Origin of the sequence: Alicyclobacillus sp. SO9, from assembly GCF_016406125.1 — a bacterium.
Taxonomy (GTDB): Bacteria; Bacillota; Bacilli; order Alicyclobacillales; family Alicyclobacillaceae; genus SO9.
Map to the genome: position 1 here is coordinate 4254919 of NZ_CP066339.1, position 12829 is coordinate 4267747.

The 12829-nt window shown below is 50.0% G+C and carries 13 protein-coding genes; 2 read left to right on the forward strand and 11 right to left on the reverse strand.

Annotation, left to right across the window (positions count from 1 at the left end):
• Positions 1-7: 7 nt before the first annotated feature.
• The 7 genes from pstS to GI364_RS19965 all read right to left on the reverse strand — a co-directional run bounded on the left by pstS (position 8) and on the right by GI364_RS19965 (position 8171).
• Positions 8-1132: a phosphate ABC transporter substrate-binding protein PstS gene (pstS, locus tag GI364_RS19935; protein ID WP_198850661.1), complete on the reverse strand. Its 1125-nt coding sequence runs from the start codon at positions 1130-1132 to the stop codon at positions 8-10.
• A 276-nt stretch (positions 1133-1408) separates the two neighbouring features.
• Complete coding sequence (phoU, locus tag GI364_RS19940; protein WP_198850939.1) at positions 1409-2065, reverse strand: phosphate signaling complex protein PhoU; 657 nt, start codon at positions 2063-2065, stop codon at positions 1409-1411.
• Positions 2066-2168: 103 nt separating this feature from the next.
• Complete coding sequence (pstB, locus tag GI364_RS19945; RefSeq protein ID WP_198850940.1) at positions 2169-2921, reverse strand: phosphate ABC transporter ATP-binding protein PstB; 753 nt, start codon at positions 2919-2921, stop codon at positions 2169-2171.
• A 625-nt stretch (positions 2922-3546) separates the two neighbouring features.
• Entirely contained in the window at positions 3547-4929 is a 1383-nt protein-coding gene (locus tag GI364_RS19950) for an MFS transporter (protein WP_198850941.1), read from the reverse strand.
• A 195-nt stretch (positions 4930-5124) separates the two neighbouring features.
• Positions 5125-5970 carry a hypothetical protein gene (locus GI364_RS19955; protein ID WP_198850942.1) on the reverse strand — a complete coding sequence of 282 codons (846 nt, stop codon included), beginning with the start codon at positions 5968-5970 and terminating at the stop codon, positions 5125-5127.
• Positions 5967-6518, reverse strand: coding sequence for an RNA polymerase sigma factor (locus tag GI364_RS19960; RefSeq protein ID WP_198850943.1), 552 nt, complete (start codon positions 6516-6518; stop codon positions 5967-5969). Before GI364_RS19960 ends, GI364_RS19955 begins: the two co-directional genes overlap by 4 nt.
• Positions 6519-6605: 87 nt before the next feature.
• Entirely contained in the window at positions 6606-8171 is a 1566-nt protein-coding gene (locus GI364_RS19965) for a bifunctional GNAT family N-acetyltransferase/carbon-nitrogen hydrolase family protein (RefSeq protein WP_233095889.1), read from the reverse strand.
• A gap of 154 nt (positions 8172-8325) precedes the next feature.
• Between GI364_RS19965 and GI364_RS19970 the strand changes: the two genes are divergently transcribed.
• Positions 8326-9294: a diacylglycerol/lipid kinase family protein gene (locus tag GI364_RS19970; RefSeq protein ID WP_198850945.1), complete on the forward strand. Its 969-nt coding sequence runs from the start codon at positions 8326-8328 to the stop codon at positions 9292-9294.
• A gap of 5 nt (positions 9295-9299) precedes the next feature.
• Here the strand turns inward: GI364_RS19970 and GI364_RS19975 are convergent, their stop codons facing one another.
• Together GI364_RS19975 and GI364_RS19980 are read right to left on the reverse strand one after the other, a co-directional pair.
• Positions 9300-9641 carry a DUF3147 family protein gene (locus tag GI364_RS19975; RefSeq protein ID WP_198850946.1) on the reverse strand — a complete coding sequence of 114 codons (342 nt, stop codon included), beginning with the start codon at positions 9639-9641 and terminating at the stop codon, positions 9300-9302.
• Between the two features lie 14 nt (positions 9642-9655).
• Positions 9656-10000, reverse strand: a complete 345-nt coding sequence (locus GI364_RS19980; RefSeq protein ID WP_198850947.1) for a DUF3147 family protein — start codon at positions 9998-10000, stop codon at positions 9656-9658.
• A 107-nt stretch (positions 10001-10107) separates the two neighbouring features.
• Here GI364_RS19980 and GI364_RS19985 point away from each other — a divergent pair, with 107 nt between their 5' ends.
• Complete coding sequence (locus tag GI364_RS19985) at positions 10108-11043, forward strand: LysR family transcriptional regulator (RefSeq protein ID WP_198850948.1); 936 nt, start codon at positions 10108-10110, stop codon at positions 11041-11043.
• A gap of 127 nt (positions 11044-11170) precedes the next feature.
• On the opposite strand, the gene GI364_RS19990 is transcribed toward GI364_RS19985, so the two are convergent.
• Together GI364_RS19990 and GI364_RS19995 are read right to left on the reverse strand one after the other, a co-directional pair.
• Positions 11171-11596 carry an SCP2 sterol-binding domain-containing protein gene (locus GI364_RS19990; RefSeq protein ID WP_198850949.1) on the reverse strand — a complete coding sequence of 142 codons (426 nt, stop codon included), beginning with the start codon at positions 11594-11596 and terminating at the stop codon, positions 11171-11173.
• 6 nt (positions 11597-11602) lie between these two features.
• Positions 11603-12784: an iron-containing alcohol dehydrogenase gene (locus GI364_RS19995; protein WP_198850950.1), complete on the reverse strand. Its 1182-nt coding sequence runs from the start codon at positions 12782-12784 to the stop codon at positions 11603-11605.
• Between the last annotated feature and the right edge of the window lie 45 nt (positions 12785-12829).

Consider the following 12829-nt stretch of genomic DNA (forward strand, 5'->3'; position numbering starts at 1 on the left):
CCAGGGATTAGCCTTTAATCTTCGCAATTTGAGCTTTGCTCTTCGGCTCAATGTTCGAAGGCAACGGACGGAAGTGCACAGGATTCAAGTACTTCGCCTGGTTTCCTCCGGTGGGGCTAATCGCCCAGTCCAAGAATTTCTTCAGTGCTTTTGCCGTCGCAGCGTCTTTCTGCTGGGACTTTACAATGGCGTACTCAAAGTTGATGATGGGGTAAGAATTCTTCCCTGGCATCTCAATCAAGGACACGCGCTCGTCTGCAGGCACACTCGGCAGGTTTGCAGCCGCCGCCTTGATGTTCGTGCTGTTCGGCAGAACAAAGTTTCCGGACTTGTTCTTCAGTGCTGCATAGCCGACACCTTTTTGGGTGGCCTTATCCAACCAGCTGATACCCACATAGCCGATGCTGTACTTGTCGTTGGCTAGGTCGGTCACAACACCCTCGTTCCCTTTTGCGCCAACTTCGGCTGATACCTTCGGCCAGGATACGGTGGTGCCATAGTGAACCTGATTGCCCCATGCAGTATTTGTCTTCGACAAGAACTGCGTGAACAAGAATGTATCTCCACTTCCGTCAGAACGACGAACCGGTACGATTTGTTTGTGCGGAAGGCTGACACCAGGGTTCAAGGCTTTGATAGCCGAGTTGTCCCAGTACTTGATTTTCCCTTCGTAAACCTGGCCAATCACATTGCCGGAAAGGTGAAGGTGCTTCTTGTTCAGACCTGGAATGTTATACATAATCTGCTGTGCAGATATGGCCATCGGAATGTTCAACATACCTGAATGCTGCTGCATCACTGCCTTAGACAGATACGCGTCAGACGCACCAATTTGAACGGTTCCTGCCAGTGACTGAGAAATACCGTTTCCGCTGCCGGTAGACCCTGCTGTCAATGTTACATTGGAATCAACTGACTTATATGCATCAATCCACTGACCGTTAAACAGCGGATACAGCAGTGACGAACCCGTTTCAGCCAAAGTGACCTTCTGGCTTCCACCGCTTGATTGCGCGCCGTTGCCGCTGCTTGTATTCCCGCCGGACGTGTTATTTGCTGTGCCACAACCTGCAACTGCGACTAAAATGGCGGCTGCAGATGCTGCTGTTGTCAATTTTGTCATTTTTGCCATCACACATTCTCCTTTGCCCCTCTTAGTTTCAACAAGCACCATTCAATAATGTTTCCTACGGCACTGAGAATATCAGGCGAATGTGAACTTGCTCTTAAGACTACGTTAAGAGTTTGTAAAGATTCGTAGACTCTTGTCGAATCCATTTGATGGCACTAACTCACAGCAGCGAACATCAGGCACTGGGGCATGTCAGCCGCGACAAAGACTAAAGACAGCAATCTGCTGCATGTTCAGTTTCAAAAAAGGCAGCAGCCGTATCAATCATTCTAATGATTAGTTCAAATCAGACCTGTCACCGGATACGATGTAAATAACACTCTCGCCAATGTTTGTAGCGTGATCGCCAACCCGTTCTAAATATCGCCCAATGAACGCGACATACATTGCATAGGGGACCGCTTCGGGCTGTTGGCCGCTGGCAAGGAACAAGTTTTCCACAATCTGACGATATGTTTTGTCAACCTTATCGTCCTCATCTGCAAGCTTGCGTGCCAAATCTGTACGGTTCTCCACGTATGCATTTAACGCATCCGTTATCATAGAGTCCGTAACAGCGGCCATTTTCTTGATTTCAGGCATGGTCTCCACCGGTTTTTCGCCGTCCAGACGAATGACAGTTTTGGCAACGTCCACTGCCAAGTCGCCGATACGTTCGAGGTCGGACGCAATCCGCATCCCTGCGACAATCTTCCTGAGATCGGTGGCCACTGGCTGCTGGGTAGCAATCAACCGGATACAGAGGTCCTCAATCTCGTGTTCCATGTGGTTCACGTTCTTGTCGTTGTCCCGCACTTCTGCTGCAGCATCGAGATTGGCGTCCTCTAGCGCCTGTACCGCTTGCTGTATGGCGCCTGCCACCATCTCACCCATTTGCAACAGCTTTGTTCGCAACTGACGCAACGCTAAGTCAAAAGCTTGTCTGTTGTCCATGTACGACATCATCTCCTCTTTACTCCGGCTTGTAACATACAATTATGCATAGTCTTCCTTATTTTGCCCAGTATTTATGAAAAAGTTGAAGCTCATGCAATTTCTAGCCAAAGCGCCCCGTAATATAATCTTCAGTACGCTTGTCTGACGGAGCTGTAAAGATTTGTGTCGTATCATCCATCTCAACGAGTTCTCCATTTAAAAAGAACGCAGTGCGGTCCGCAATTCGAGCCGCTTGCTGCATGTTATGTGTAACAATCACGATTGTATAAGACCCTTTTAACTGCTGTACCAGTTCTTCTACACGGAGCGTGGAAATCGGGTCAAGCGCTGATGCAGGCTCATCCATCAGTAACACTTCCGGTTCAACAGCCAAGGCGCGAGCGATACACAAACGCTGCTGCTGACCTCCGGAAAGTGCAGTTGCCGGTTTGTCCATGCGGTCTTTGACTTCATCCCACAGCGCAGCCATTTGAAGGCTCTGCTGCACTCTGTCCGAAAGTTCGCGCTTATTGCGGATACCGCCAAGCTTCATTCCCAAAGCAATGTTGTCGAAAATAGATAAGGTAGGAAATGGATTTGCCTTTTGAAACACCATGCCAATTAGGCGGCGTACGTCAACGGGATCCATATCGAACAGGTCTTTGTCTCCAAGTCTTATTGCTCCCTCTGCCCGCGCATTGGGCACCGTTTCGTGCATCCTGTTCAGACAGCGGATAAACGTCGATTTCCCGCAACCCGAGGGTCCGATAATGGCTGTTACTTCGTTGGCGCGAAGTTCCATATCAATGCTCTTTAGCGTCAACTGTGAGCCATACCATGCCTGTAGGTTTGAAACGGAAATGGCTTCCCCCATTACAACACCTCATCCCTCATACAAGAGGCTGAATTTAGATCCGTACCATCACCCATCATGTCCGCTCCTACATCCTGCCGTGTTTTCCTAGAGCAGCAGACCAATCTTACACCCAAAGTGTGCAAATCAAACGACAATGATACGCATACCTTCTCAACAGCTTATCCTAATACACTAGTGTTAATGGTTTTTTAATTTTGTGTTAAGAAATTGTAAAAGAAAAGTAAAGAGGAACGTGAAATTGCGAGAACGATCAGCGTGGGATGTGTTTCGGGAGTGTGGACAGCAACCAGAACAGTGGAGTCAGAAACCGGATGGAGAAAATTTTACACAAGCAGGGGCCGCCGCTCCGCTTGTATCAGCGAACTGGACAGCCCCCGTATTCAACATCTTTTACGACGAGATACTTTCTTTAGTACGCACCGGCTCCCGCTGTGCCAGCTGGTACGAATAGGAAGAACAACACAAAGATAATCAGAAATACAACCGCCCACTGTGTGTAACCACCAAATGCACCATACATGTTGCATTCTCCTTTCTTTAGTTGGCTACACTAAAGGGTACGTAACAGAGTCTCTGGCGTACACGACATCCGCCCGGTTTTCGCGGCATCCGTACAAAAAGTTCACTGAGTGATTGAAGAATTTGCCGATGCATCTGTCCCCTCCAACCAACGTCGAGTGACAAATATGGATGCCCCAAGCATTAGTAAAGTCGCACTGGTAATAAGAAATCCCGCAATGGCACCCAGAATGGAGACGATGACTCCGCCCAGCGCCGGCCCGACCAGGGCTGCAGCAGTCGTCAGACTCCCAATCGTTCCAAACACGCGTCCGGTTAGATGTGACGGAGTACTGCGCTGTGCCATTGTCTGGAAGGGAACAAATATGAAGGCTGCGCAGACACCGACCAACAGAGCCGTGCCTATGATGGTCGCCATCCAAACAGCAGTGATATGTCCTGTTGCATGTGCGAATGCCACGAGCAGAGCAGAGCCTCCCAAACCGACGCCGCAGCCCAGCACTCCAACAGCCATGATTCCACTCGCTGATTTCCACTTTATGACGTTCACCAACAGTGCCCCCAACAAAGCTCCGCCGCCTGAGAGTGCCATGATAAGCCCCAGAAGACCGGATGATGCATCCGGCACTAAGCGGATAAGTGTGACGATTTGCGCGTCAGTTAACTGAATTAAAAGCAGGGCAACGGTCAGAATCAGTGTCCCTGCAAACAGCATGCGGACTCGGCGAATATGCTGAAGTCCTGCGACAAAACGCTTCCCGGCGCCCTCTTGAGGTTTTTCTTCGGTAATCCCATCTGCCGCAGATTGATTTTTTGCTGTGCTGGAATTGTGCAATCCGTCTGTTTGGGACTGAAAGCCGGTGAATGGCAAGAAAAGACTGGAGACAATAAACGACAGGGAATCGAGCCAAAAGGCCGACGCAGAACCAAGGGTCGCAACGATAACCCCGCTCAATCCAGGTCCCACTACCTTTGCCAGCTGAGTAATCGAGGAATTTATAGATACAGCTTTCTTCATGTGATTATCAGAAACAATTTCCTTTAATTTGCCCGCTTCCGCAGGATTAAACAATGATTCAAAAATGCCCACTAAGACAAGAACACCAAACAACATCCATTTTGAGGGTAACCACGGTATCACGGCCACAAGTCCTGCCATGACCAAGTTGGATACTAACATCAGCGTTGTTCGATTCCATTTGTCAGCCAGAACGCCAGTGAAGGGACCAAGGACGGCCATCGGGGCTGTGAGCGCCAGCATCATCCCGGAAATCACCAGCGGTGTTGCATGCCAACGAAATCCTATTAGCACAAATAGCGCCAGTATGTAGAGCCAGTCACCCAGATTTGAGACAGCCTGCGCGGCCATCAAAAACAGGTACTTCTTGTTCCAAAACAGACTTCGTTCAGTCTGCCCATTCTTGCCGTCAGCAGCAGATAAACTGCCAAAAGCCCCCTGTTCACCTCGATGCGATTTGTCTTTCAACGTCATCAGCTCCTCTAACCCCAGCATATGGGTAACGAGCTGTTTCCACATCAGACCTGCGCAGTGAACCGGATTAAGACTTTAGACGGAGTACAGCCGCAACTAACCTCGAAGCAATTGAACTCTTTCATTCTGCACGTTGAAAGCGAAGTCACGGCAAAAAAAGGAGCAGGAGATACAACAAGTGCTTTCAGTTTACTTTTTTAGAATAGATGATAGCTGCGGCCACAGATGAGGGGCGCTTAAGGTAACTCCGTGCAAGGTGATATACCCGCAGTTGTTCACTTTGACAGCTACCTTTTCTCCGGAACTTGTGACAAAGGTCAGATTTGCAGCTTGACCCGTCCCGTTACAACCTGGTTCTGAGGGTGATGCTGGCTGTGAACTGTTAATTGACTTACGCAACCTTTCAATAACAGCAGACGAAGTAATGGTTCGCGAGGACACCCCAGATGAATGGTTGCTTCCCCCGTCCTTTGAAGCCGATGTAAGTTGAACCTGTATCTTCGAAATATGGTCGGGCACCTTCCATTTACTGGATGTTATCCCGGTCGTTTCCTTTGCGCCTCCTGAAGCGCTGTGTTGGCTGACTATGGACCCCGTGTGTGAACTCGCTTGACGCCCGGCGTTTGCTGCAGCAGATTGCCTGGTGCCTGAGGAACTGCCAGAAGAACTCTTCGCAACCGCTTCAGAGGTTTGCGCAGACGCCGTAGATGAAGCACTGCTGTCCGTACCGTGCTGCACTGCATGCAGTCCATGGGGACTCTTCAAAGCGACAACCAGTAACAGTACAGCCGCTCCTCCCATGATACCCGCGCCTAGCAATCGACCGCGCCAGCGTACCAACCATGGCAGAACTCCGGCACGCACGCCGCGTGCGTAATGTTGATCGTCCTCGTCGCCAGGATGTTCACGAACAGAATGTTCCTGAAACTGCTGTAGCGCTCTTTGTATCCGTTCCTCCCTGTCAGACGGGAGCGCTGTTTCCTGCCATTCACTCAGATGTTGTTGCAGTTGCTCTTGCTTCAGGCTTCGCCTCATAAGCGTTCATCTCTTTTCCCAGTCATCGCGCTTGAATGTGACAATGCGGTATTGTGCGCTGTTCGAAACCAGTCCGCTTGCACGTGCTTTCTCAGTTTCGAGACAGCACGATGCAGCACAACCCTGACTGTCCCCGCCGTATACCCCAGCAACTCTGCCGCTTGGGAAGTCGAATAATCGGCAATCAAACGAAGGTATACGACCTGTCGTTGTTTATGCGAAAGGACTTTGAGAATCTCTTCCCACTCCACCATCGAATCGAGAGGCGCACCGGAGTCCACAAGATTCACGTCCAGTTGTGCAGTACGCTTCCCGTTTCTCTGCCGCTTTCGGATGCTGTCTGTTACACAGTTTTTTAGTATGTGCCACAACCACGTCTTAGGGCTCGCATCTTCTCGAAACCCGTCCCAGTAACGCAACACGCGCAGAAAGACTTCCTGTATAACGTCTTCAGCATCATCGGGATTTCCCAGCACGAAGAGCGCATAGCGATATAATTCTGTCTTATATTCGTGAAACAGCTGGTTTGCCGCTGCTTTGGCATCCATGGCAGAAGACCACCGTTCTGTTAGAACTGGGTGTACCCACTCAAGTCCCAAACCGGACTAGTCAAAGGGTCCAAGTACTCAGACGATTCACAAACGCTTTTTGTTAACAGGTGTAGCCTGCTGTTTTAAGCGAACTTCAAACAGTTCTCTTCTTCGATCACGTAATGGCCGCACAGTACCGGTTCTACGCCCCCGCCGGAGTATTTCCAGGTCTACATCCCCTACAACTACCGTCTCGATGTTGGGATTGCACTCTCCGACGATTCCGTCCCGCGCAAAAGTGTAGTCTGACGGAGAGAAAATTCCGGACTGCGCATACTGAATATCCATGTTTTCAACTTGAGACAGATTGCCGACTGTTCCGGAAATGACCGTGAAAATCTGGTTTTCTACTGCTCGTGCCTGAGAACAGTAACGCACCCTCAGATAGCCCTGTCTGTCATCTGTACAGAACGGAGTAAAAATGATGTTGGCACCCGCATCTGTAGCAATCCGAGCCAGTTCCGGGAATTGCACGTCATAGCAAATTTGGATGGCAATTTTGCCACAGTCAGTATCAAATACCTTCACTTCATCTCCGCCGCTGATACCCCACCATTTGCGTTCATTAGGTGTTACATGAAGCTTGTACTGCTTTTCAATCGTACCGTCTCTGCGAAACAGATATGCGACGTTATAGAGTTCATTCTCTTCTTCCACGAAATGCGAGCCGCCAATGATATTGATGTTGTAGCGTACCGCCAAGTCCTCAAACAGTTCAATGTATGGCTCGGTAAATTGAGCCAAGTGTCGGACTGCCTCACTCGGTCTTTTTTCATCAATGCAAGACATGAGCTGTGTCGTCAGTAATTCCGGAAACACCGCGAAATCAGACTCATAGTCTGCTGCTACATCAACGTAGTATTCGACTTGTTGAGCAAACTCTGCAAAGGAGCTCACCCGTTTCATGGCGTATTGAATTGTACAGATGCGGACTGGAAAGGAGGTGCGAAAGCGCCGGCGGTTCGTTGCCCGGTAGTCAACGTTGTTCCACTCCATCAAGGTTGCATAGCGTCTTGAAGCTTTGTCATCCGGCAGATACTCTGGATTAATTCGCATCAGTGTGAAGCCGTTGCGAAGTTGAAAGGTCAAAACGGGATCGTGTAAATTATGCCGTCCTACCTGCTCCACATACTCCCGCGGCGACATTTCCTGAGCGTGCTGCGAATACAGCGGCATCCTGCCCCCAATAATGATGCTTTTTAGATTCAGGCGTCGAGCCAGTTCCTTGCGTGCCTCATACAGGCGTTGCCCGATGTTCATATTGCGGTAGGACGGATGTACCTGAACTTCTATGCCATATAAATTAAAGCCGTCAGAATCGTGGTTGGTGATATAACCTCCGTCTGTAATATCGTCCCAAGTGTGCTGGTCGTCGTACTCGTCAAAGTTGACAATCAGGCTTGACGCAGACCCCACCAATTTCCCCTCATACTCAACACAGAACTGCCCCTCTGGAAAAATCTCTAAATGACTGAGTAAATGCTCAGGCTTCCAGGGCTCCATGTTGGGAAAACAAAGCTGCTGCAAAGCAATAATGTCGTCAATATCTGACTCCTGAATGTTTCTCAGTATAATTTTCCGCTCGAATTTACTAACATCCAATTTCTCCAAGTCCACTTCCTCCTTTAGTCCCAGTGTACCAAGGAACGACAGAATCAAAAAACACATTTGTTTCACAGCAGAAGGATTAACAGACTGATTCCCGAATGTTTTTATTGACAAAAATAGATATAGTTCCGTTACTCAGAGAATGCGGGGGAAATGTGTGTATCACTTTTTGGTCAATCGCAGCGCGGGAAATGGAAGAGGAGAAAAAGCCTGGAGAGAGATTCAGGGAGTCCTTGAACAGCGGCGTACAGAGTACCGGGTATCCTATCCAGGAAACGCTGAGGAAGCCGTCCAGCACGTGAGGAGCCTTGAACCTTCTGTAGAAACTGTCGTCATTGTCGGTGGAGACGGATCAGTGCAGAGTGTGTTGCGCGAATTAATGGTAAGAAAACTGCATGTAGGCATCATCCCGGCTGGCTCCGGAAACGATTTAGCCCGTGGATTGAACATTCCCATGACACCAAAAGCAGCGTTGGAGGTATTGTTCACGGGTCGTCCTTTTCCTGTTGACGTTATCCGGCATGGAGAACAGGCCTATGCGACTGCCATTGGCGTCGGCTTTGACGGAGCTGTGGCCTTCGCCGCAAACCATTCCTGGTATAAAAAATGGCTGAACGCTTTGGGTCTTGGCCGCCTTGCGTACGTAGCAGCATTGATAAAGACACTGTTTCACTATAAACCGGCGGATATAGAGTTGATACTAGATGGACGGCATCTGCATTTAACCAAAGTATGGTTGATCGCCATTAGTAATTTCCCATCCTACGGCGGAGGAATGAAAATCTGCCCCCAGGCACAGCCAGATGACGGCTACCTGAACATTTGCGCCGTGCATCATGTCAGCCGTCTCGAAGTCATCCGAGTGTTTCCAAAGGTTTATTCGGGGACTCACACGAGCCATCCTGCTGTAAAGATGTTTACGGCGAAGCGCGTACAAGTTCATGCATCAAAACCCCTGCTTGCCCACGGAGACGGAGAATCCATCGGACAATCGCCGATTGAAGCGGAACTGCAGATGGGCAGTGTCCTGGTTGTCTCTCATGCAAACGCCGCTGCCAGGCACGGTGCGAAAGGCAGTGCTAAGGGCAATCTGGAATTCTCCCCAGACAGCGCTGGCAACACGTGAAAGTCTCAAGCACGTGATTTCGCGACGATGAACAGACCGTAGGACGCGTAAGCTATGAGTCCTCCTGCAATTGCAGCATACCACGGCAGGTTAGCAAGTAAGCCAGCGAGCGTGACCACCGCAGTTAACATTGTTCCGATTGCTCCGTGAATGCCGCCGCGGGCGAAGTGAACCGTCTGCCCATGTCCGGCAGAAAAACGAATCAGAACGAGAGCAGTTAGAAACACTGCAGGAAACGCTGCAAGCAATCCGGAAATCCGGGGTGACACGTTTGCAAGTAAACTGACACCAGCAACCGTCATGCCCCCGACAAAAAATCGAATCAGGTAAGGCATCAGTGCTTTCATCTGTTGTCTCCTCCTCATCCCGGCAAAATCATGGTGGAAAGACCCGACGCAAACGCCCAAATACTCAGCATCAGAATCACTGCAAGGCCAAACCGCATCCGAATGAGTGCTCGCGGCGCTGCTAGAATCATTGTTCCATTGGCAACTATTGCACCAATACTCGCACTCACAATTGTGATTAACAAAGCATCTGCCGTTCCTGCAGGATGGCCCCAGGCCTCCAACACGTACACCGTTGTAAAGATGGCAGGAAACCCTGATAAGACACCGCCGACGCGCCCTCCGAGACGATTTGCCAAAGCCGTTACTGCCGTAATCACAAGACCGCCAACAATAAATTTCACTAATATGAGTCCCACTCCAACCACCCCGTTAGTAATGATAAAATGGCTTATATAAAAGTTCAAAGACCGTAATTTTATAATTAGGCATAAGTAATTGTTATGGGGATGAGGTGGACCAAGCCGTGGACATTAGAGAATTGGAATACTTTCTTGCCGTCGCCGATCACGGAAGCGTTACACGGGCTGCGCAAGTCCTTCACGTCAGCCAGCCAGCCGTCAGTCAAGTTATTCGGGGGTTGGAAGGGGAAACGGGACAACCGTTATTCCACAGGACACCCACTGGCGTTGTATTGACACAAACTGGGCTCTTGCTCAAGCAGCATGCCCTGAAAATCATGCATGTCTTTGAGGATACACAAGAAGCGTTAAACATGGACCGCCACAGAATGCGCCAATTACGTCTTGGTGTGCTGCCTACTCTTGCACACGACTATGTGCCGGCCATCTTGAGGTCATTTTTGCAAGCGGAAAACATGGATCCTGAGCACATGGAAGCTACGGAGGAAATCAGTGTCATGCAAGGCAGTACACAAGAGTTGCTGCACAGTGTCAAGAGCGGAGACCTGAACCTGGCCATCGTTGATTTGCCAGTCAGCGAACCGTCCTTGTCTGTCGCTCGCTTATGGCGAGAGCCGTTGGTTGTCATTAAAGCTGTAGACACACCCTTGTTAAAGAGTCCGCTGCCCTTTCAGAGTTTGGCAAATGAAGTATTTATCACAATGGAGACTGGCTACGGATTGCGGGACGCATTGTTCCGCAATGCTCTCGACAACGGTTTCCAGCCGAAAATACTGTTTGAACTAAAAAGTATCATGGCAGTAGTCGGATTTGTCCAAGCCGGATTCGGGATTTCGTTGGTTTCAGCGAGGACAGTCTCTCTTGAGACTGAATTAGACCGTCTGCAGGCTGTTGAGACCGTTCCGCCCCTGAGCCGCGACATCGGTATTGTCTGGCGAAATGACAGACGTTTACCGCCGTTTGCACGACGATTTCAAGAATACTTTCTGGAGCAGGCGAAACTGCTTGCCAAGACAGAGGGAGATATCGAATTGCATTAGCAATGGGAGCCGGAAGCGCAAACAGAGATTGAGAGCAAGCATAAGCTCATTCGAACCCTCTATTTGCGCTCCAGTGCCGGACTCCCGCTGCTGTCATGCCTCACTTTGGTGCTCCAGGTCCTTACTGCTATTTCTTCAACAACTCAGGCCTGCCGATGTCCTCAACGTACGCCTGGTATTTGGCATATGCAGGCTGAATGGCCGGCAAGAGTTTCAATATCTTTGGTATCGGCCCTTTCGCAACCATTTGCCGCCGTGACAAGGCTGCCAAGAGATTGAGTTTGCCGAGCCAGAACTGGTTCGCCACATCTGCTTTCATAGTCATATGAACATCCGGCTTGACGTCGACCGGCCCTTCCATCACAGCGAAATAGGTCCCTGCTTCAGCTTTTGTCGTATCAATGGTTAAGACTGAATTCGGATCAGAGTACTCAAATTGAATCACAAGTCCAGACGTTTGAATGGCCGGCCCCATTGCTTCGTCCTTCGCTGCATCGCGAAAAAATGCACCTAGCACATCATAAACATCCTGCTCACTCTGAAACAATCCCACAATTCATCACCTCTTCATTACTTTTTGATACATCTGCAAGATTTCGTCGGGTTCCACAAACTTGGGGTTGTAAACCATCGCGCCGTCTTCTTGGGCTCTTTGCACAAGTAAATCAAGGTCAGATTCCTTTACCCCTGCAGATTCTAATGACAACGGCAGTTCTGCCAGATGACCCGCCAGCTCCCTCATACCTGCAACTCGTTCAATTGTTGCCCCCGCCAGTTCCTCTACAGAAGCGTCAGACCGCTGAATCAGACCCGTCCGAATCCCAAACTCAGCGATTCTGTCCGGTACCACTTCTGCGTTGCAAATGAGCCCCTCCACCAGCATTAAGCTGTTCGCCTCGCCGTGAGGGACATGACAGACGCCGCCTAACGAATGTGCCAGCGCGTGGACAATACCGACCATGCTGTGATTAAAAGCGATGCCGGCCATCGTACTCGCAATTTGCAACTCGGCCCGAGCATCCTCAAATTGCTCGTTCTGGAGCGCCGTCTTCAGATGTTGGTGAATGGCAGAACCTGCTGCCACTGCCATCGCGTCGCTAAAAGGGGAGTGTTCGATGTCCACATAGGCTTCAATCGCGTGCGTAAATGCATCCATTGCCGTCGCAGCGACCATCCGTACGGGCAAGGTAAAAGTTGCCGCCGGGTCAAGAATCGCCAAGGTCGGTGCTAACGCCTTGTCGACGAAGGTCAGTTTACGCGCGTCCGCTTTATCGGAAATGACAGACACCATTGTCACTTCCGATCCCGTTCCCACAGTAGTCGGCACCGCCACTAGCGGCAGCACTGGCTCTGTCAGAGTCTGTGCGCCTTGATACTCATGCAACTGCCCTGTGTGCGTAAGAAGAATATTGGTTGCCTTGGCTGTATCGATAACACTTCCTCCGCCAACAGCCACAAGCAGATTCACGTCGGCCTGTTGAAATTCATCAGCAACTCGTTGTACGACACTCAGTTCACTGTCCTGAGGTACGTCGCGGAATATGTCAGCAATGACAATCCCTGCATCCTCCAGACTTTCTATTACACTTTGAAAAAATCCAAGTCTCGCAATCACAGTATCTGTTACTACTCCTGCACGCAGACCTGCGAACGCCTCTAATTCCGGACTTGCATCCTTCAGAAAGCCTGGACTTCCTCCAATAATCTGGGTTGGCGAGGTGTACTGAAAGAATTCCAGCATGCCCGTCTCCTCCTCTTCCCGTAACTTTCCGGTACGCCGTCTCCA